This is a genomic window from Shewanella decolorationis S12 (assembly GCF_000485795.1).
Taxonomy (GTDB): Bacteria; Pseudomonadota; Gammaproteobacteria; order Enterobacterales; family Shewanellaceae; genus Shewanella; species Shewanella decolorationis.
Map to the genome: position 1 here is coordinate 256,292 of NZ_AXZL01000076.1, position 20,440 is coordinate 276,731.

15 protein-coding genes are annotated in these 20,440 nt (G+C 48.7%); 8 read left to right on the plus strand and 7 right to left on the minus strand.

Annotated elements, in window-relative coordinates; translation table 11 throughout:
- Positions 1-33: 33 nt before the first annotated feature.
- Together cydC and cydD are read right to left on the minus strand one after the other, a co-directional pair.
- Positions 34-1,785 (minus strand): heme ABC transporter ATP-binding protein/permease CydC, encoded by a 1,752-nt coding sequence (gene cydC / locus SHD_RS18130; RefSeq protein WP_023268463.1) that lies wholly within the window; start codon positions 1,783-1,785, stop codon positions 34-36.
- Positions 1,782-3,725, minus strand: a complete 1,944-nt coding sequence (gene cydD, locus SHD_RS18135) for a heme ABC transporter permease/ATP-binding protein CydD (protein ID WP_023268464.1) — start codon at positions 3,723-3,725, stop codon at positions 1,782-1,784. The genes cydC and cydD overlap by 4 nt, the downstream gene beginning before the upstream one ends.
- Positions 3,726-4,111: 386 nt before the next feature.
- Between cydD and SHD_RS18140 the strand changes: the two genes are divergently transcribed.
- Positions 4,112-4,630: a type II secretion system protein gene (locus SHD_RS18140; protein ID WP_023268465.1), complete on the plus strand. Its 519-nt coding sequence runs from the start codon at positions 4,112-4,114 to the stop codon at positions 4,628-4,630.
- Between the two features lie 83 nt (positions 4,631-4,713).
- Here SHD_RS18140 and SHD_RS18145 read toward each other — a convergent pair whose 3' ends face one another.
- On the minus strand, positions 4,714-5,763 hold the full coding sequence (locus SHD_RS18145) for a DUF3626 domain-containing protein (protein WP_023268466.1): 1,050 nt from the start codon (positions 5,761-5,763) through the stop codon (positions 4,714-4,716).
- A 405-nt stretch (positions 5,764-6,168) separates the two neighbouring features.
- On the opposite strand from SHD_RS18145, the gene SHD_RS18150 reads away from it, so the two are divergent.
- The gene (locus SHD_RS18150) at positions 6,169-7,830 is read left to right on the plus strand and encodes a DEAD/DEAH box helicase (protein WP_023268467.1); all 1,662 of its coding nucleotides are present in this window, start codon (positions 6,169-6,171) and stop codon (positions 7,828-7,830) included.
- 130 nt (positions 7,831-7,960) lie between these two features.
- Here the strand turns inward: SHD_RS18150 and SHD_RS18155 are convergent, their stop codons facing one another.
- Positions 7,961-9,661, minus strand: coding sequence for a methyl-accepting chemotaxis protein (locus tag SHD_RS18155; RefSeq protein ID WP_023268468.1), 1,701 nt, complete (start codon positions 9,659-9,661; stop codon positions 7,961-7,963).
- A gap of 300 nt (positions 9,662-9,961) precedes the next feature.
- Here SHD_RS18155 and SHD_RS18160 point away from each other — a divergent pair, with 300 nt between their 5' ends.
- The 4 genes from SHD_RS18160 to SHD_RS18175 all read left to right on the plus strand — a co-directional run bounded on the left by SHD_RS18160 (position 9,962) and on the right by SHD_RS18175 (position 14,225).
- A complete protein-coding gene (locus SHD_RS18160) occupies positions 9,962-11,209 on the plus strand; it encodes an aminotransferase class V-fold PLP-dependent enzyme (RefSeq protein ID WP_052031082.1) in 1,248 nt (415 codons plus the stop codon).
- Between the two features lie 68 nt (positions 11,210-11,277).
- A complete protein-coding gene (locus SHD_RS18165) occupies positions 11,278-11,721 on the plus strand; it encodes a SufE family protein (RefSeq protein ID WP_039978654.1) in 444 nt (147 codons plus the stop codon).
- A 110-nt stretch (positions 11,722-11,831) separates the two neighbouring features.
- Positions 11,832-12,995: a membrane dipeptidase gene (locus SHD_RS18170; RefSeq protein WP_023268471.1), complete on the plus strand. Its 1,164-nt coding sequence runs from the start codon at positions 11,832-11,834 to the stop codon at positions 12,993-12,995.
- Between the two features lie 57 nt (positions 12,996-13,052).
- On the plus strand, positions 13,053-14,225 hold the full coding sequence (locus SHD_RS18175) for an AAA family ATPase (protein WP_023268472.1): 1,173 nt from the start codon (positions 13,053-13,055) through the stop codon (positions 14,223-14,225).
- 24 nt (positions 14,226-14,249) lie between these two features.
- On the opposite strand, the gene SHD_RS18180 is transcribed toward SHD_RS18175, so the two are convergent.
- Positions 14,250-14,573, minus strand: coding sequence for a cupin domain-containing protein (locus SHD_RS18180; RefSeq protein WP_023268473.1), 324 nt, complete (start codon positions 14,571-14,573; stop codon positions 14,250-14,252).
- A gap of 145 nt (positions 14,574-14,718) precedes the next feature.
- On the opposite strand from SHD_RS18180, the gene SHD_RS18185 reads away from it, so the two are divergent.
- Entirely contained in the window at positions 14,719-16,989 is a 2,271-nt protein-coding gene (locus tag SHD_RS18185; protein ID WP_023268474.1) for a toxin-antitoxin system YwqK family antitoxin, read from the plus strand.
- Positions 16,990-17,051: 62 nt separating this feature from the next.
- Here the strand turns inward: SHD_RS18185 and SHD_RS18190 are convergent, their stop codons facing one another.
- Together SHD_RS18190 and SHD_RS18195 are read right to left on the minus strand one after the other, a co-directional pair.
- Positions 17,052-17,426: a PH domain-containing protein gene (locus SHD_RS18190; RefSeq protein WP_011623880.1), complete on the minus strand. Its 375-nt coding sequence runs from the start codon at positions 17,424-17,426 to the stop codon at positions 17,052-17,054.
- A 142-nt stretch (positions 17,427-17,568) separates the two neighbouring features.
- Entirely contained in the window at positions 17,569-19,485 is a 1,917-nt protein-coding gene (locus SHD_RS18195) for a peptidase U32 family protein (RefSeq protein WP_023268475.1), read from the minus strand.
- A 187-nt stretch (positions 19,486-19,672) separates the two neighbouring features.
- On the opposite strand from SHD_RS18195, the gene rluA reads away from it, so the two are divergent.
- Positions 19,673-20,350, plus strand: a complete 678-nt coding sequence (rluA, locus tag SHD_RS18200) for a bifunctional tRNA pseudouridine(32) synthase/23S rRNA pseudouridine(746) synthase RluA (protein ID WP_023268476.1) — start codon at positions 19,673-19,675, stop codon at positions 20,348-20,350.
- The last annotated feature ends 90 nt before the right edge of the window (positions 20,351-20,440 follow it).

A 20,440-nucleotide genomic window follows, 5' to 3' on the forward strand; every position in this document is an offset into this window, starting at 1 on the left:
ATCCGCTCTTGTCTACTCGTGCTTCGATCGGGCTTAAGCTAAACGACGATAAAGCGCCTGATAGGCGGGACAAGTTTGCAGTAACTGCTCATGGTTACCCGATGCCACAATTTGCCCCTCGGCGAGGAGGTGAATTTGGTCCATCTTGGCCATCGCTGTTAATCTGTGGCTGATCATTAGCAAGGTTTTATCCTTAGCAAATTCAAGCAGTAAACTTAAGATTTCCCGCTCGGTACGCTTATCTAAGCCCTCGGTTGGCTCATCTAACAATAATAGCGGCGCATCACGCAGCAATGCCCTTGCTACGCCTATACGGCGCTGCTCGCCGCCCGATAATTGCCGTCCGCCCTCGCCAATCCACATATCTAAAGGTTTATCACCTTTGAGTAATTCGCCTAAACCAACCTGTTGTAAGACTTGGATAAAACGCTCGTCATTGGCAGTACGCTTTTGCTCTGCTGGCACAGGCAAGGCAATGGCGAGGTTCTCCCGCAGCGTGCCCGCGTACAGGTAAATCCGCTGGCTCACGACTGTCATCGCAGCTCTTAAGGCGGCCTCGCTATAGTCCGTCAGCGGCTGACCATCGAGGCAAATTTCGCCACGCTGCGCCTGCCATTCACGGGTGATTAAGGACAATAAACTGGATTTGCCGCAGCCCGTTGCGCCCAATAACGCCACCTTTTGCCCAGGCTCTACCGTTAAGGATAAGCCCTGCAATACACTTTGGTTGTCGTGATAGCCAAAGTGGATATCCGTCATCTGCAGCCCGCCCGATGTCGCCTTGAGCGTTAAATCCTCGCTAAAACGAATATCGCTTTCCTGCTCGGTGATTTCGTGGATTCGTGTCGCCGCCAGCACGCAGCCTGACAAATGTTGGAAAGCACCCGCAATCGGCATCATCATTTCGACACAGGCCATAGTGGCAAACACCATCAAGGCAAACATAGGGCCGGGAGGCACAGCATCGCCCACGCCATTGGCGGCTAAAAATAGCATCATGATGAGTGCCGAGCCCGTCGCGAGGATCAGCATGGCTTGGCTCAAGGCGGTGATATTCGCCATCGCCCCTTGGCTAGCAAATAACGCCTGCTCGGCCTCGTCGAGCTTGTGTCTGTATCTGGCGTTCGCACCAAATAAACTCAGCTCTGCTTGGCCCTGCAACATCTCAAGCAACTGCACCCGATATTGGCGTTTGGTCTCCAACATATTGCGACTTGGCTCGTGCCCAAGCCGATAAAACAGCAGAGGCAGCAGCAACCAAACCACAATCAAAAACAGGCATAAACTTAAGGCCAGCTTGGCATCAAACCATGCGAGGAACAGATATAACAACGCCGTCATCAGCAAGGAAGCCGCCATCGGCGTCAACAACCGTAAATACAGATGGTCGAGTGTATCTATATCCGCCACGAGGCGGTTGAGCATATCCGCGCGGCGCAGCCCCTGCAGATTTTTAGCGCTGAGCGGGAAGAGTTTTCGCCACGCCCACACTCTGAGCTCAGTCAGTAACTTAAAGGTCGCCTCATGGGTTGCTAGGCGCTCACCGTAACGACTGGCCGTTCGCGCGATTGAAAGGAAACGCACGCCACCCGCGGGGGTAAAAAAGTTAAAGGCTTGGGAGCCGATAACCGTTAATCCCGCAACCGCCGTCGCCGATAAAAACCAGCCCGACAGCGACAATAAACCAATCCCCGCCATAAGTGTGGTCAGAGTGAGCACTAGCCCAACGGCCATCATTAACCATTGGTGGGAAAACAAACGAATAAAGGGAAGGAGAATTTTCATTGTGCTGCTCCCTCGGTTGTCCCTAACGCGATATCGCTGTGGGTATCAGGCATTGACGGTTCAAGCCCAATATCGGCTACTGATTCAGTATTTTCATGCAACATGGTTTGGAATAACCCCGCCTCAGTTGACAGCGTCGCAAAATCCCCCCGCTGGACTATCTTGCCTTTATCGAGCACAAGGATGGACGACATATGGTCTAGTTGATCGACCCTGTGGGTCACCATAATGCCCATCTTACCCGCCATCGCCGCTTTTAAGGTGCGGCTGACGAGTTGTTCGCTAACACTGTCTAAACTCGCCGTCGGTTCATCGAGAATAAAGACCTGCGCCGCCTGCCCCAATGCCCGCGCGAGCGCAATACGTTGCGCCTGCCCGACCGATAAGGTCGATGACTGCTCGCCTATCGGCGTGGCTAACCCAAGGGGTTGGCTGCGGACAAACTCATGGATATTGGCCTGCTCCAGCAATTGCCATATCTGATCATCCGTCATTTCGGGATTGGCTAAGGCGACGTTTTCCCGCACTGTGCCATGGAATAACTGCGGTTCTTGCCCAAGCCATGCTAATTGCTGTCGCCAATGGGCAAGGTCGAGGCTTGCGAGCTCAACACCATCGATTAGCAGTTTGCCTTTATAGGGCAAAAATCCTAATAAGGCATTGAGTAAACTGGTTTTACCGGCGCCACTTGGACCAACCAGAGCCAAGTGTTCGCCCTGCTTCAACTCAAAGCTAATAGGGCCGAGCAAACGACTGCCATCGGTACTAAAGACCTCCAAATCTTTTACGCTAAGGTGAGTCAGCTTATCGAGTCGCGTTTGCTGCCCTAGCTTGTCCTGCGAAAAACTCGACTCGGGCTCAGGATGTTCCAGCAGTGTTATCAATGCTTGGGCGGCGCCAATCGCCTGCGCTTTTGCGTGGTAGTGAGTGCCCATATCCCTAAGAGGCTGATAAAACTCCGGCGCTAAAATGAGGATAAACAAACCGACAAACAGGCTAAAAGGTAAGCCTTCATTCGTATTAGGCCCAAGTTGAGCGTGCGTGCCATAGTAGCCAAAATCGAGGTGCCCTAAGTAGCTAAAACCAAAGTAAACCGCTAATACGGCAATTGATACCGCGGCAAAAAACTCTAGCACCGCCGAGCTTAAAAAGGCCATGCGCAACACAGACATAGTACGGCTACGGAACTCCTCCGAGGCTTTTTCAATAACCTTCAGCTCAGCATCGCCTCGATTGAATAGCTTTAAGGTCGCAAGCCCTTTTAATCTATCCATAAAATGGCCGCTTAATCTAGCTAACGCATTGAAGTTTTTACGGTTAGCATCGGCCGCCCCCATACCGACGAGGATCATAAACAGCGGGATAAGTGGTGCAGTTAACAACAAAATCAGCCCCGCCGCCCAGTTGATGGGAAACACAGCGATGAGGATCAATAAGGGGATCACGCCGGCAAGGGTCATTTGCGGTAGATAACGGGCATAAAAATCTTGTAAATCTTCCACTTGCTCTAAGACTATGCTCGCCCAACTGCCTGCGGGTTTACCTTTAATAAACGCGGGACCGAGCCGAGTTAACTTATCCATTACCGCACCGCGGATCTGTTGGCGTAAGCGCTTACCCGCTTCAAAACTGGCGCGCTCGCGGCCATAGGCGAGTAAGGCTCGCAGCAACATTAACCCAATCAAGGCCATAAAATGTGGCAGATAATCGCTCGCACCCACAGCAGACTGGATTGGCGTGTTATTCGCTCCCTCAGTAAAAGCCTGCAAGGCATTGCCAACGATGACGCCATCGAGGAGTGTAGCGATCAGATAGGCCTGTGCAATCAATGCTATAGCACTTAACATTCCACACCATACGGAGAGCTTAACAAACCAGCCACAGGCTTTTTTTTGCGACTTGAGCCAAACGAGAAGGGACTTTTCTAACGACTTATCCATGGTGCTCCAACAAAACCAACACTGCAGTAAATTGTAGAAATCGATCTAACGCTTACCAATCCATGCCAAGAACTTGCAATAAGCGAAAAGGTTCGATAGGGACGCAGTATCGCAGGCATCCCCAACAGATGAAACCTTGGACGTACCTTTTGCCAAAAGATTCATAAAAATGCGATAACGATCAATAAATTCAGATTTAGCTCACACAGATAAACACTGCACGCCTATAAACACGTATTCGCACTCTCACATATCATCAAACTTAACAGTCTTTGTTGATTGCGGATAACCCTATTTAGCAAGGATAAAGACTAAAATCTTAGCTAACTGGTCATTAGCGAAATAGTTAGCTAAGATAGGAATATTTTTCAAGGAGTTAGATAGCAATGACAAACAAGCATTCCGGTTTCACGTTAATAGAACTTGTTGTTGTGATTATTATTTTGGGCATTTTAGCCGTAGTGGCCGTCCCCAAATTTGTGAATTTACAGTCTGATGCGTACAAAAGTCAGTTGTCTGGTGCATTGGCATCAATGAAGTCTGCCGTCACCTTATTCAAGGCAAAATCAGAAATCGCCAACACAGGTACCACTAATCGTGTAGTTTTTGATGGCATTCGGGGTGAGAATTACCAACCTTGGGCCGCAAGTAGCAGTGGCACAGTACCTAGTGCGGGCTACACAACACCACCTGAAATTTTTAATGCAGCAGGCTTAAACGTTAATGATTGGTCCTACCGTATTTATACATCCAACGGCACCTATCAAGTTATAGCAACCCCAAAGCAAAAGTTAAATCTGGCGACCCCGACTCAAGCGGAGGTATCAGCAACTAATTGTTATATAGACTATAAATGGGAGACAACTGGTGTTCCAACTTATACGAAAGTTGACACAGGTTGCTAATCATACAGACGTGTTGACGTTTTGGGCGCTATCAAAACGTCAACAATGCGCAAGTCGCCATATTGAGTGGCCCTATTTCTGCGCTAAGGCTGAGTACCACCATATTTAACTAACACATGCCAGAGTAGCTTGAGTTCGTGTGCCACCTGAGCGCGGTTCCCCCGATCACGCCAATGTTGGGGCGAATGGTATAAATCCCGCGCTGCCACGCCAATCGCATAGGCGTCAACACGTTCATCAATTGCAATACGACTTGCCAAAGATGGCATTGTCGGCCCACGAAAATCACTGGGGATCTGCGCCGTGTGCAAGCTAAATCCGCTATGGTATTGCAGCTCAATATCATAGCGATCACAAAGCTTGCTTAAGGTGCTGCCGATTTCAGTCCCTTTAAAACTTGGATCTGCCACCAGCATGGCAATGTCTTCATCGAGGGATACATCACCGTGGATTTGGGCCTCAATGTAATGATCGAGATTACTCGACATCGGTCGTTCAAACCGTGACAGCATTGAGGCGTTAAGCTGATGCGCCAAATACTGGATCACGTTTAACGGTTTAAAATCCACTTTACCCAAGGCATAGTGGCGCTCAAAACTCTCGGTGAGCAGCGCCGCTAATACATCATCAAAACAGGATAACGTGCCCTTTTCCTTTGGATTACGGTAGGAATCTAAATAAGTGAACGTCGAGCGCGTAAGCAACTGCGAATGGGTCAGCAAATAACAGCTGCCAAAACGTGGGGCAGGACCATCCTGCCACATGCCTAAATCTAAGGCGCCATATTTAGGGCGAGACTTAGTTCCTTTATAGACGTCGCCAAAGAGTTGATTTTCCCAGTGGTCCCTTGGTCCACCTAACTCAGGAGATAACTGCCCATTGGAGATATGGGTTTCGAATTGACTACGGTATTGACCATCACGTAATAACCCCTCGGCCACAGTGAGGCCACGGCTATCGATTCTGTCCGGATGAAAATGCAATGCCACTCGGCCACAGTGCAACAATTGCTTCAGTGCCGCTTGCATCTCCTGCATCGGAATGTTGGACATCTGCTGCACGTTTCGAATAACTGCCACAGCCTGTTCACTTCGACTACGCGCTAGGCGCTCAATATGCTGTATTGCTGTCATAATCCACCTGCCATGGAGCGTGAATATGCCTAAGAGGACACATCCTAAGAATTCAATGGTGCAGAGTTCAAGCTGCAAAGGGAAAATTCCCCGATTACCTTTACCAATCCGATTTACAACAACGCCATACTAATGTCTTTGCAACCTATTGAGGAGGTTTGTTAATTTTACTCCAAGTTAGCTTACTTAGAAGCAATGAAATTAACACAAGCGTGATCTTTCCCTAAATACTGAACAAGATACTGATAGGACGATAAATTAGCCACTCCTGAATAGGCTTTTGCGCCAGATAAACAACAAACGACTTTCAAACATGGCGATCTAGCGCCTGTTCATGTAAGCTGCACGCCCGCCAATTTGGCCATACTACTGCTGCGAACTTTTGCCGCCACAAGAGACCCATTAATGAGTTTTTCCTCCCTAGGTTTATCTGCTCCAATCCAAAAAGCCGTGACTGAACAAGGTTATGACACCCCCTCTCCCATTCAAGCACAGGCGATTCCCGCCGTACTGACGGGTAAAGACGTGATGGCTGCGGCCCAAACGGGGACAGGAAAAACCGCAGGCTTTACCTTGCCGTTACTCGAATTACTCTCTAAAGGCCATAAAGCGAAGGCGGGACAAATCCGCGCCCTAGTGCTAACCCCCACGCGCGAGTTAGCGGCTCAAGTCAGCGAAAGCGTTGAAACCTATGGTAAATATCTTCCATTACGCTCAGCGGTGGTCTTTGGTGGCGTGCCAATTAATCCTCAAATTCAAAAGCTACGCCATGGTGTCGATATACTGGTCGCCACGCCAGGCCGCTTATTAGATCTTGAGCAGCAAAAGGCGGTGAAGTTTAATCAACTCGAAGTCTTAGTGCTGGATGAAGCGGATCGCATGCTTGACATGGGCTTTATCCGCGATATCAAAAAAATCCTCGCCATGTTGCCCACTCAGCGACAAAACCTGATGTTTTCGGCGACCTTCTCCGATGAAATCCGTGAGCTTGCCAAAGGCCTAGTAAATCAACCAGTAGAAATTTCAGTAACGCCACGCAACGCCGCGGCAAACACAGTCAAACAATGGATTTGTCCCGTCGATAAGAATCAAAAATCGGCGCTGCTCATTCAGCTCATCAAGCAGGAAAACTGGCAGCAAGTCTTAGTGTTTTCACGCACTAAACACGGAGCCAACAGACTAGCTAAGAGTCTGATTCAAGCCGAGATCAGTGCCGCCGCTATCCATGGCAACAAGAGCCAAGGCGCACGCACCAAAGCCTTAGCCGACTTTAAGAGTGGTGAAGTACGGGTGCTTGTGGCGACCGACATTGCGGCACGCGGGCTCGATATCGACCAATTGCCACAAGTGGTGAACTTCGATCTGCCCAATGTGCCCGAAGATTACGTGCACCGCATTGGCCGTACAGGGCGCGCGGGCGCCTTAGGCCAAGCCGTTTCCTTAGTCAGTAACGAAGAAACTAAGCTACTCAGGGACATTGAGCGTTTGATCAATCGCGTGCTTGAAAGGCAGGAGGTTGAAGGCTTCAGCCCTGTTCATGCGCTCCCAGAGTCGACCCTAAATGCCCATGGTAAAGAGAACAAAATCAAAGCCGTGGCGAGCCAACGTAAGCATCGCAGCGCAGGTAAACCAACGCCAAGAGCGGGTACGGGCCGCGATGGTCGTAAAACGTCTGAGAATAGTAGCAACCCCGCTACTCAGCAAAAGATCGCAAAAACGCAACCAAACCAAGGGCAGCGCAATACTCAACACCAGCGCACTCAGCCCCCAGAGCAACAAAATCAGCAAGGTGAGCATAAGCGTCCCCAAGCTGCAAAAAACGCTGAGCATAAAAACTCGCACTCAATTACCGAACAAGGCCGCTCACCAAAACCGCAGCATAAACATTCGCAACGCGGTAAAAGCGCAGCTAACTCAACCAACGGCGAACACAAACCCGCTAAATCTCGTCCACAACAGACGGATAATGCTAAAGCTAGGCATCAAGATCGTCGCCAGCCGAGTGCAAAACCCACCCGCAATGCTGCAAAAAACGAATTGTCTTCAGTAAGCAATAAGGTGACGTAATAGAGTGAAAGGATTGAGATATCGCTGCAAACTCCAGTGCTAAACCACATCCGCTCTTGCACTTTGTTCGTATAAAAATGCCCAAACTTTATAGGTTGGGCATTTTTATTATGTGAGTAAAAGCAAAGTGTTAACTTGCTCTAACCTTGAACTGATGCATTGCTTCACGTAACGCATTGGCTTGCTGAGATAGCGATTCACTGGCCTTTGTTGTCTCGAAGGCACTATTGAGAACAGACTCACCTGAATCACGAATGGTATTAATCCGCTCACTAATATCCTCAGCTGTTACTGCTTGTTCCTCACTCGCAGTAGCAACCTGCGTATTTGCCTGAGACAATTGAGTTAAGGCGTCTGATATATCAAATAAATTTTGCTTTATTTGATTAACGAGTAAAGATGACTCATTGATTTGCTGCTCATTTTTACTGAATGAATCGACGGCAGACTTAGCGTCCAGCACTAAGGTTTGGATCAGCTCACTGATTTCCTGTGTGGCGGTTTGGCTTCGAGTCGCTAAGGCTCGCACCTCATCGGCAACCACAGCAAATCCCCTTCCCTGTTCACCAGCCCGCGCCGCTTCAATTGAAGCGTTTAAGGCAAGTAAATTGGTTTGGCCAGCAATAGCATCAACGACTGACACAAAATTTAAAATTTTGCTGGTACTAGATTGTAATTGTTGAATAAGTTGACTCGATTGCTGGGCACTAATCACTAATTGCTGGCTTATTTTCTCGCTGGCCTCCACCACATTACAACTTTGTTTAACGCGGTTTTCCGCTTGCCCAGAGGAATAAGATGTACTTTCAGCACTGCTTGCAACTTCAGTAATCGTCGCTGCCATCTGTGCCATAGAGGCGGCCACTTGGTCTGTATCGTCCTGCTGGCTCATGATGGCTTTTCGATTATTTTCTGCGACCGCATTCAATTCCGTCACCATAGAGGCGATTTCTTCACTGCGGCTGATAACTTGACCAACAGTACGGCTAAGGGTCAACCCCATTTGATTCATACTCACCGTAAGCTCACCAAGCTCATCTTTAGATTCCACTTTGAGCTCTCGGCTAAAGTTTCCAGCCTCCATCATGGCTGCCGCGTTACGTAAACGCATAATCGAACGCACTATATATTGACTAAATGCGATACCAATGACTAAACCAAAAATCAACGCAATGGATGAAAGAATCATTAAGCCGTAAACTGCATGTTGTTCTTCATCCTCGGTAATACTGACTGCGGTTTGAGTCATTTCTTCTAAGCGCTCAGTAAACTGGCTCAACTTTAAATTAAATTGGCTCTGGATACGTTCAAGCTCATCAACTTGCTGCACCAATTCCGTCGGGTTTACATGTTGTTGTATTGCACTGACGACAATAGCAAGCTTTGCATCATAATCGCGGTAAATTTGAATAATATTGGCAACTTCCTGGCTAAGTTGTTGTGTTTTTTCTAGTAATTCAGGAGCTTGCTGAACTGTTAACGCCTCATTGAGTAGAGTTTGGGTTGACGTCAGTTCATTATTGATTCGCTCTTTATGCTGAATCACCTCAGCAATAAAGCCCTCAATTAATTTATCTTGAGCAGATACGGGGATTTCAGAGGCTCTGAAGGCTTTCTCAAGACTAACCGAACTTTCAAGCTGCCAGATAGTGACCTCACTTGATAGCTTCACCAATGGCAAATTCTCAGCAGTAATACCATGAATTTCATCGGCAACCCGCTTCATTTTAAGCAAACTAAATCCGGCTAATAGCAGGATAAGTATCAGCATAATGCCAATAAGGCTGCTCATCTTATATTTGATCTGTAAATCTTTTAAAAAGCCAAGCATGGGGATGTCACTCCGACTGCAAATGTCTTATTTGTCTTTATTTAGCATAGTCGGAGTTTTTGGCTTTGCAGTGACGTGCAAGCATGGCGAAACAAAAATAGTGACAATCTACAAACTTAACGTTTGAGTCTACGACTTAAGCATAAGGAGAAATTTGAGACTGAATCTTAGTTAAGCTAAACCGCCATAATAAGAGAGTGGGGAAATAAACGTTGGGATGCCATAAACGCCCGCAAAAACTTGCATTCGACGGGAAGATATCCGAAGATCCCAACGCCTTTTTATTGCGTAAAGCCCTAGATGACACACTCAACCTCGACCGACACAGCATTGTCCGATAGCCATAGCCAAATCCGCGCGCAATTTCCTACCCTCTCGCAAATGTTGGGCGACTATCCCCTGTGTTATCTCGATACTGCTGCCACCAGCCAAAAGCCGCAATCCGTGTTAGATGCCATGGCGCAGTATTACCTGAACGACAATGCCAATGTGCACCGCGCGGCGCACCAATTGTCGGCGCGCGCGACCTCTAGCTACGAGAAGGTTCGCGATGAGTTACAAGGGTTTATTAATGCTAAACGCCGCGAAGAAATCATCTTCACCCATGGCACTACTGAGTCGATCAATTTAGTTGCCTATGGCTTAACGCCACAGATTGCAGCGGGCGATCTGATTTTGATCGATACCGCCGCCCACCACGCCAACATAGTGCCGTGGCAAGAATTGGCAAAACGCACGGGCGCCATTATTAAACCTATTCCTCTCGATAAGGATTGCAGGCTCGATCGCCATGCCTATCAAGTATTGCTCGCCCTCAAGCCCAAGGTAGTTGCCCTGTGCCATGTGTCGAACGCCTTAGGCACAGTGAATCCAGTTGTCGAGTTAGTGCAGCAAGCCAAGGCGCAGGGGGCCATCACCTTAGTCGATGGGGCGCAGGCGGTTGCACATTTAAGCTTAGATATGGCCGCTATCGATTGTGATTTTTATGTGTTTTCAGGCCATAAGATGTATGGTCCAACCGGCATTGGTGTACTTTATGGCCGCTTCGATAAGTTAGATCTGCTCACGCCACTGTTAACGGGCGGTGAGATGATTAAACGAGTGAGTTTCGATGGCACCGAGTTTGGCAGTTTGCCTAATCGCTTAGAGACAGGCACCCCGCCCATCAGTGAAGTCATCGGCCTAGGCGCCGCTATCCGCTTTTTGCAACAACACTTAACGCCTGACGTTCAGGCCCACGAGGCAGAACTACTGCAGTATTTACAGCAGCAGCTGCGCGCCCTCGGAGATGTGCATCTCTATGCTGCCCATAGTGATAATCTCGGTGCGGTCGCCTTTAATCTGGGCGATGAACACCATCAGGATGTCGGGATTTTATTAGACCAACAAGGCGTTGCCGTGCGCTGCGGCCATCACTGTGCCATGCCCTTGATGCAAAGCCTTAACCTGAAGGGCTGCTGCCGCGCATCGATTGGGATCTACACCAATAAAGCCGATATCGACCGCTTTATTGCCGCCTTAGCCTCAGTCAAAGAGTTGCTGCTCTAATCCGCTTGCTAAGGGTTAATATCATTGCGCCATCAGGCAACACGCTTAAAAAAGAGGACATTTTCCCCATGACATTGCCAATCATGCCCGCTGCCACCGAGTTTGATTACTCCGTTGAGGATTCATCGAGCCTGTTAGCCCGTTTTGAACAAGCACCAAACTGGCAGGAAAGATATCGCCAAATCATGTTATTAGGTAAAACCTTACCGAGTTTAGCGGATGAATTTCGCATTGAGGCCGCCCAAGTCAAAGGCTGCGAGAGTGATGCCTGGCTGTACCATATTGAGCGAGACGCTAAGCATTATTTTCTAGCGGATAGCGATGCGCGCATCGTCAAGGGGTTAATCGGTTTACTGCTGAGTGCCTGTCACGGCAAACAGAGCGACGAGATACTCGCCTTCGACCCTTCCACCTATTTCAAACAATTAGGGCTTGAGGGCCAATTAAGTCCCTCGCGCACCAATGGCTTACATGCCTTAGCCAAGGCAATGATTGATGCGGTAAAACCCTAAATCAATCTGTGGGTTAAATCGGTAAAAGAGGGATTTAATCAAAGACTTCTACGCCTTAACAGGGTATAAAGAAGTAAAAATTAGCTTCATCTGAAGGAGAGCGCACGCCCATGAAGGCTGTCAATCAAGATCGTCGAACGCTGTTAAAAGGGATTGGCGCAGCCACGCTACTTTGCCCCTTTGCCAGTTTCTCCAGCCTTGCTGCACCGCGCTCTCGGCGCTTATATATCGATGGTTTATCCTTTTTGCCCGATGACTTAGCCGATGTTCCTGCATCTGGGCTCGATGCCTTTTTATGTGATATCTCCGCCATCGAAACCATTGAACAAGCCGACGGTACCTTAAACTACAAACGCACCTACAAAGCCTGCATGGAAAGCATCCAGCAAGCCGCGAAACGTGTCAGCGAACACCCTGACATTCTCCTGCAAGGCTTAACCGGACGCGATATCCAATTGGCGAGGGAGAGCAATCGCACTGCGGTTTTCTTCCAAATCCAAGGCGCGGATTGCGTTGAAGAAGACAGCGAGGCCAACCAATGGGCCCGCGTCGATGAGTTTCACCGCCAAGGTCTGCGAGCACTGCAGCTCACCCACCATTACGGCAATACCTTTGCGGGCGGCGCCCTCGATAACGATGCCAATGGCGGACTGAATAAACCTCTTACGGCACATGGCCGTGTACTGATTGAAAAACTCAATCATGCCAATATCTTAGTCGATGTCAGCCACTCAAGTGCCCAAACCGCGTTAGACGTTGCCAAACTCAGCCGCACACCCATAGTCCAAAGTCATGGCGCCGCGCGTGGTATTGTCAAACATGCCCGCTGCAGCCCCGATGAAGTGATCCGCGCCATTGCCGATTCAGGCGGCGTGTTCGGGGTCTTTATGATGAGCTTTTGGCTCACCAACAAAGCCGTCCCGACCGTTGATGACTATATCCGCCAGTTAGAATATGTGGCCCGTGTCGGTGGGGTCGATTGTGTCGCCATCGCCAATGATTATCCGCTCAGAGGCCAAGAAAATCTGTTAGCCCTGAATAACGACAATGCCCAGGGCGTGAAGGAATATCAAGAATGGTGGTACAGCCTAAGGGCTAAAAAAGTGTTAGGGTTTGATGCGGAGCCAAGGCATGTGGTCATTCCCGAGCTAAACCATATCGAGCGTATGAGCCGTATCGACGATGCATTAGCTAAGGCCCGCTTTAAGTCGACCGATCGCGACCGCTTTATGGGCGGTAACTGGCAAAGAGTGCTCAATCAGGTACTCATCTAAGCGCGCTAACAACGTCATGGTTGAATTGCGAATAATCACACGAATAAATGGACCGTCATGCTGACCACCCTAGCCATCTCTAACTATCGCACCTTAAGGGAGATAGTCTTACCCCTTGGACGCCTGAACCTAGTGACTGGCGCTAACGGGAGTGGCAAATCTAATTTATACAAAGCATTACGTCTATTGGCGCAAACGGCGCAGGGTGGCGTAGTCAATGCTTTGGCGCAGGAAGGCGGCTTAGACTCCTGTTTTTGGGCAGGACCAGAAAATCTCACCAAGGGCATGTTAGCGGGCGACACGCCAATTGAAGCGACGGTCAGACAAGCGCCCAAACGCCTAAAACTGGGATTTGCGGGTGAAGATTTTAGTTATCTGATTGAACTTGGCCTCCCCAAACCGGACTCCACCACCCTATTTGGCTTAGATCCGCAAATTAAACGCGAGGCGATTTGGAATGGCCCCAAATATCGCCCCGCCAGCGTGTTAGTGGAGCGCCGCGGCCCTATGGTGAAGAGTCGTAGCCCTGAGGGACAAGGTTGGCTCACCTTGAGCGCCCATCTGCAAAGCGGTGACAGTATTTTTACCGAACTTGCCGATCCTGAGCGTAGCCCTGAAGTGTTAACGCTAAGGGATAGCATTCGCGCTTGGCGCTTTTACGATCATTTTCGAACCGATGCCGAAGCGGCAGCGCGTCGTCCGCAGCTCGGGACAGCCACGCCCGTATTGCACCATGACGGTCGAGATCTCCCCTCTGCCATACAAACCATTTTTGAGATTGGCGATAAAGCGGCATTTGATCATGCGGTGACCGATGCTTTTCCGGGAGCCAAGGTGCGTATCACGCCCCAAGCGGGCGGGATACTCCAACTCGAATTCCACCAGCAGGGCTTGTTAAGGCCACTACATGCCAGTGAACTCTCAGACGGTACCCTGAGGTATTTACTGCTTATCGCCGCATTGCTCACCCCAAGACCACCCGAGCTAATGGTATTAAACGAGCCCGAAACCAGCCTGCACCCCGACTTATTGCCCGCTTTAGCTCGGCTTATCGCTAAGGCTTCCGAGGGTTGTCAGCTTTGGGTCGTGTCCCACGCTAACCGCTTGATTAATGCCTTGAGTCAGTTTGAGCATTGCAATACCTTGGCACTCGATAAAAATCTAGGGCAAACCCAAATTGTGGGGCAGGATTTACTCAATACGCCGAGCTGGCAATGGCAACTCAAATAACCGTAGATATATAGAATCTCTGCATCATTCAGCATCGTAAAACACGGCCAGCCACAGGGTTTCACCCTCTGAACTGGTCGACGCGACTCTGTGCTTTTGATGCGGCGCTAGGGTGAGATAATCCCCTGATTTTAGGGTAACTATCTGAGCATCTTCAAATTCGAGCTGTGCCTCCCCTTTAAGCAACATCACCCATTCATATTGTGTTTGATCGTACCACTCCCCCTCTGGGGTCGAATGACCTTGCGAGATAATCCGCTCGATCTTCACCTTGCCGTTGCCAGCAAGGGTTTCGAATACTTCTTGTGATAAATCATCGGGGAGTGACTGATAAAAATTTTGTAGCATCTTGAATCCTTATCATGACTCGAGGGCAAGATAATCTATTGAGAAACCAAAGTATAAACCGTTATCATAGGCGCTCTTAGGGCTAAGAGCCTTATGAGATGACAAAAAAGATCGTTGGATCATATGGATATGGAGAAGTTAACCTATGTCGTTGTTTCGCGCATTTAAAACTAAGTTATTTAATGCCAAAGAAAATAGCTGCGCCCATCAAGACATACCTCTTCAAACCTCCCCCAATCCCGCTCCATTCCCTTCCAGTACGTTCAAGCCCTATTTTAGTCTTGCCATTCAAGCGACTCCGGCGCAAGCCACTCATTCAGAAACCCATAAAGAGTTTACCCGCCACTACTTCGACAACCCGCAAACGATCGAGCTACTCGGTTGGGAGCGAGAGCATGAATCCTGTACCTTCCACGAGACCCAATTTGACCGCATAGAGATACACGGCCCAGTGCAAGATTTTTATCTCGGTCAGGATAAGATCTGTAGCCTAGAGCCGGATGCTGATGCGGCGGCAACTCAAGCACGATGGAAAGTGGCACTGGTAAACCCGCAAGAATTAGTGATCTGCCGTTTTCATGTCGATGCCGAGCACAGAGTCCAAGGCGATATGCAGGACTTCGGCAGTCTCACGGGCAAACTGCAACGGACATTCCATCAGATTGAGACAGAGCAAGGTCAGAATCTACTCAGAATTGTCACCCAATCCCCCAACCTCACTCAGGCAGTCGATTGTAATTACTTTGGTGAGCGCAACGGCATCACTCGCCAATTCAATGCCTTAGGTGTACTGCAATTTGAGGGTAATTTTATTAATGATCAACAACTTGGCCGCCAAACTTGGTATGACCATGAAGCAAAAATCAACCAAGTCGAGGAGCGCCACTCCGAGGGGATGCTACTAACCCGCTACTATAGTAATGGCCAGATAAGGGAAACTGCAGAAAAGGATAGCGAAGATAATTATATCAACCAGTTAACTCGCTATTATGAATCAGGCGCCCTGTGGCTAATACGCCCCATGCAGGCGGGGAAAATCCATGGCACCGAACATATCTACTATGAAGATGGCACGCTGCAGGCCGAATTAAGCTATGACATGGGAGAGCTGGTTAAAGAGCTTTGGTACCATTCCAACGGTAATCTAAAGCAAGAAGTCCATCTCGATGCAGCGGGAAAATGCCTCGAAACCTATTACGAAGATGGCCAACTCGCCTGGCGGGAACAGCTCAATCCACAGGGGTTAAATTGCGGTCTACGCCAGGAATGGCACCCCAATGGCGTGCTGGCAAATCAACTCAATTTTGTTGATGGGGTTGCCCATGGCAATAGCGAGAAATGGTATCCGAACGGGCAGCTTGAACAATGCATTCCCTTTGAAAATGGCCATGAGCAGGGTCTTGCTACTTGGTACCATGAAAATGGTCAACTCTCCCTTGAAATCTACCTTGAAAAGGGCTTAAGAGAAGGCCTTTTCCGCAGCTATTACGAAAGCGGCGTATTGTCAGCCGAGGGCCAATATCAGCGTAACCTCTCTATAGCGCCCTTTATCGAATACTATGAAAACCAGCAAATTCAAATGTATTTGCCCCACACTCAAGGCAATCGCGATGGCACTGCTCGCTGGTTTTATGAAGACGGTACCATCAAGACGATTGCTGAATATGTTGTCCGTGATGGCCAAGGTTACCTTAAGGAACGCTCCTCCTATAACAAGCAAGGTGTTCTCGAATCTTTTGAGAGCCACTCCAACACCCGTTGCGGCTATCATCTTGAGGATAATCAACGGGAATATTATCAAACGGGTCACCCAGATACTCGCATCGAATACTATGAGGATGGGGCTATCCGTTGGCTGCTCACTCGCCTAGACGAGAACCTATTCAGCTCAAAAGCCTTTTCAAAGCAAGGCGAATTGCTCGAGTCTGGCTTTGTAAAAGTGATAGAAAACGATTATCAGGATGTCGGCCACTGGCAACGTTTTACACCGCAAGGCCAGTTACAACGCGAAGCCTGGCTCAGTGACGATGGCAAGCTCAATGAAACCCGCCACTATTTTGATTTAGCCGAGCAGGAACAGACGATGGCAGCGGAAACCAAGCTCAATGACAATAAGCTTATTGTCGAGGCAACGGCTAGGGCCAATGATACTAAGGAGCCTCAAACGTCGGCGCCAATCCTTAGTTACCATTTAATATTCGACCCAGATAGCCAACTCTATGCCATGAAACGCTATCATCCGAATCGTCAAATCGCCGAAGAAGGCAACTTACTTTTTCAGGGGCAAGAACACTTTTGGGTGGGGATCCACAATAAGTACGATAAACAAGGCCGGCTCGAATTATCCGAAACCTATACTATGAATGGTGAACCGATAGAACAGTCCAACGGTTCAAACCATAGAGTCTTGAATTGATTGAATATCAGCAAGTCAATTCGGCGATGACCTGCTGATAACTCAATCGCAAAAGTGAGTAGTTAGAGCGCGAACGTCGCTATGGTCTTTTGGATCCCAACGACATCGGTGCCTCGTTTGAGCTCTTTGACCAGAGGATCACTTTGGCCAGAGATCCAGATCCTAAGCTCGGCATCCATATCGAAATGGCCTGTGGTTTCCACTTCAAAATGGGTAATGGATTTATAGGGGACTGAATGATAGCTGGTTTTCTTGCCCGTTAGTCCTTGCTTATCGATTAAGATCAAGCGTTTGTTGGTAAATACAAACAGATCGCGGATCACTTTATAGGCCAGTTTTAATTCTTCTTGAATGCCCATAATTGGGCGCAGCTCTTCGGCCAGTTCCTGTAAATCGACCTCTGACGCATTCCCCAGTAACCCATCTAACAATCCCATGCTGACATCCTTTATTATTGAAACTTTTCAATAAAATATCTTGTAGTTAACCAAGTGGCAACAAAGAGAGCTGTGACAGCCTTAAAAACAAAAAGGGAGCATTGAATACTCAACGCTCCCTTGATAACCATTCAAGCCTAAATTAAACGGCTTTTTGACCGCGAACCTGACGATTTTCACCAACGACCATCATCTCGCATTTTGGACAGTCGAACACCAACTTCAATACATCATTACCAATCTCAAGCACCATAGGATCGGCCTTAATGCCCGGCACTTCCTTAGGACAGAGATTGAAGTTAAATCGCAGGCAATGCTTAGTGATCATTAACGGCACATCTTCGGTCACACCGTTTTTCTCGTAGGTGTCCTGAATTTCAATCACGCCATGGCGTTGATAAAACTCTTTGGCCTTTTCGTTTGCCACGTTACCTAAGTAACTTAAGTGCTTGAAGGGATACACGGCATCTTGGTTATATTTCCAAGGTTTTGGCCGCTGGTAGCCTTCCACTCGGGCAAGTTCTAATGCCGCTACCGCATCACGGCGCAGGCCGTTGAGCGTTGATGCTGGCAGGAACCAAGGCTGAGCGGTTTCGATACGAATCTGGCGCGCCGTAAAATCGGTGCTGCCCAGTTTCGACAATTGAGTACGGATAGTCTGCAAGGTTTTTTCAGCGTCGGTGGCGGGCGTCTTTTCGACTTCCAATTCAACTGTTGCACTCAGGCCGTACACATCCGTCATCGTTAACGCCACACCCGTAGCGGTATCAGTTAAACGCATATCGACGCCAATAATACGTTTAGCTGACTCCTTGGAAAGTAAAGTCTCGAAGGCTTGGTTATGGTTACGATACAGCGTCATACCAACACGCAGATCGCGCGGCACCTGCAATACATGCAGCTTATGGCCTTCTGCGCGGTTTACCCGTAAACCTTGCAATTTATCATCGGACTGTTTTGCCATCGCATAGTTAGGCGGGAAATACGCTAAACCATCACCGTTATTAAATTCGTGGGTTGAACTGACTTGAATAAAGTCTTTGCCGATGGCGACCACTTTACCCACATCTTGGCCGATATATTTTGGCGAGCGGAAGTCTTTAATCCCTTGGCTGCGCTCATGGACAAAGTAGTCGGTACTACCACGGTTAAAGGTTTTTTCTGGATCTGGGGTAAAAGTATGCTCAGTACGGCCATGGGATGACGCCACAAATTCAGGGCGGCGCGCCATAATGGCATCGAGCTTTTGGCGATAATGGGCGGTTACGTTTTTAACGTAACTTAAGTCTTTCAAACGTCCCTCAATTTTAAAGGAGCGCACGCCGGCATCAATCAAGGCTTCGAGGTTATCGGTTTGGTTATTGTCTTTTAATGAGAGTAAATGCTCGTTTTGCGCCAACACATCCCCTTGACGGGTCTTAAGATTGCCCGGCAAACGACACATTTGCGAACATTCACCGCGGTTCGCACTGCGGTTACTGAAAGCATGACTTAAGTTACATAATCCACTGTAGGCCACACACAGGGCGCCGTGAATAAAGAACTCAATCTGCATATTGGTATGAGCCGCAACCTCACGGATTTGGCTTAAGCCTAACTCGCGTGCCAATACCACTTGTGAGAATCCCACTTGCTCCAAAAAGGCGACCTTCTCGGGATTACGGTTATCCATTTGGGTGCTGGCGTGCAGCGCAATCGGCGGCAGGTTAAGCTGTAAAACCCCCATGTCCTGCACAATCAGTGCATCGGCGCCAGCGTTATACACATCCCAAATGAGTTTTTCTGCGGTTTCGAGCTCATCATCCATCAAAATGGTATTTAGGGCCACAAACACCTGAGCATGGTACTTATGAGCAAAAGTACACAGGCGCGCGATATCCTCCACACTGTTACCTGCCGTCGCACGCGCCCCAAATGCAGGACCTCCGATATAAACCGCATCGGCACCATGGCGAATGGCTTCAATACCATAATCGGCATTTTTTGCGGGCGCCAATAACTCTAAGCGGTTATTAACGTGAGAAAGTGTCTCAGGTGTGTAAATCTCTGGCTGGCTCATACTTCACAGGCTCAAAATGAACAATAACGAAAAAGGTGACGAGTATAACAAAAACTCAAATCTAGCTCTATCTGCAAATCATTCTTCGCTGGATTAAAGCTGGGCGAGATAAGTAGGAGAGACAACAAACTTGCGCCCCAGAGCCGAGCAGAGTATCTTTGCCGCGCATTGTTTAATAGGCGCGATTATGACTGATTTTATATACCAACCACCGACAACTCCCTGGCTCGATGTGCTTTATCAAGATAAAGACATAATCGTGGTCAACAAGCCTTCGGGATTATTGTCCGTGCCCGGTCGCGATCCCGCCCATTACGACAGTGTGTATGTCCGAGTCAAAGCCGAGCATCCCCATTGCCAAATCGTCCATCGCCTCGATATGGCGACCTCGGGTGTCATGGTGGTTGCGCTCATTCGTAGCGCCGAGCGCGAGCTAAAACGCCAATTTCACGATAGAGAAACCAGCAAAACCTATCTCGCCAGAGTCGCGGGACACGTTAAAAATGCCACGGGTAGCGTGGATTATCCGCTGATCTGTGACTGGCCCAACCGCCCAAAACAGAAGGTTGACCACGACATTGGCAAGCCATCATTGACTCATTTTGAAGTTTTAAGCCGCGCCAAACGCTCGACTCTGGTAAAGCTTAAGCCGATTACAGGGCGCTCACACCAACTCAGGGTACATATGATGGCGCTTGGGCATCCGATCCTCGGCGACGGTTTTTATGCCGATCCTTTAGCAAAATCCCTAGCACCGCGATTATTACTCCACGCCGCAGAGCTCACCATTAAACACCCGTACACAGGTGAGAGCATGACGTTCAGTGCCGATGCTCCCTTTTGTGAGCCAGAAGGTGAGCAATGATCACTAAACACAATAAAAACACCTAAAAGCAGTAGCCATTCACCATAAAAGAACGTAACTTTATGACAATTCATTATGTTATAGAGAGTT

Coding starts and splice junctions, on each gene's coding strand:
- cydC (WP_023268463.1), bottom strand. CDS start 1,785: ATGAAAATTCTCCTTCCCTTTATTCGTTTGTTTTCCCACCAATGGTTA.
- cydD (WP_023268464.1), bottom strand. CDS start 3,725: ATGGATAAGTCGTTAGAAAAGTCCCTTCTCGTTTGGCTCAAGTCGCAA.
- SHD_RS18140 (WP_023268465.1), top strand. CDS start 4,112: ATGACAAACAAGCATTCCGGTTTCACGTTAATAGAACTTGTTGTTGTG.
- SHD_RS18145 (WP_023268466.1), bottom strand. CDS start 5,763: ATGACAGCAATACAGCATATTGAGCGCCTAGCGCGTAGTCGAAGTGAA.
- SHD_RS18150 (WP_023268467.1), top strand. CDS start 6,169: ATGAGTTTTTCCTCCCTAGGTTTATCTGCTCCAATCCAAAAAGCCGTG.
- SHD_RS18155 (WP_023268468.1), bottom strand. CDS start 9,661: ATGCTTGGCTTTTTAAAAGATTTACAGATCAAATATAAGATGAGCAGC.
- SHD_RS18160 (WP_052031082.1), top strand. CDS start 9,962: ATGACACACTCAACCTCGACCGACACAGCATTGTCCGATAGCCATAGC.
- SHD_RS18165 (WP_039978654.1), top strand. CDS start 11,278: ATGACATTGCCAATCATGCCCGCTGCCACCGAGTTTGATTACTCCGTT.
- SHD_RS18170 (WP_023268471.1), top strand. CDS start 11,832: ATGAAGGCTGTCAATCAAGATCGTCGAACGCTGTTAAAAGGGATTGGC.
- SHD_RS18175 (WP_023268472.1), top strand. CDS start 13,053: ATGCTGACCACCCTAGCCATCTCTAACTATCGCACCTTAAGGGAGATA.
- SHD_RS18180 (WP_023268473.1), bottom strand. CDS start 14,573: ATGCTACAAAATTTTTATCAGTCACTCCCCGATGATTTATCACAAGAA.
- SHD_RS18185 (WP_023268474.1), top strand. CDS start 14,719: ATGTCGTTGTTTCGCGCATTTAAAACTAAGTTATTTAATGCCAAAGAA.
- SHD_RS18190 (WP_011623880.1), bottom strand. CDS start 17,426: ATGGGATTGTTAGATGGGTTACTGGGGAATGCGTCAGAGGTCGATTTA.
- SHD_RS18195 (WP_023268475.1), bottom strand. CDS start 19,485: ATGAGCCAGCCAGAGATTTACACACCTGAGACACTTTCTCACGTTAAT.
- rluA (WP_023268476.1), top strand. CDS start 19,673: ATGACTGATTTTATATACCAACCACCGACAACTCCCTGGCTCGATGTG.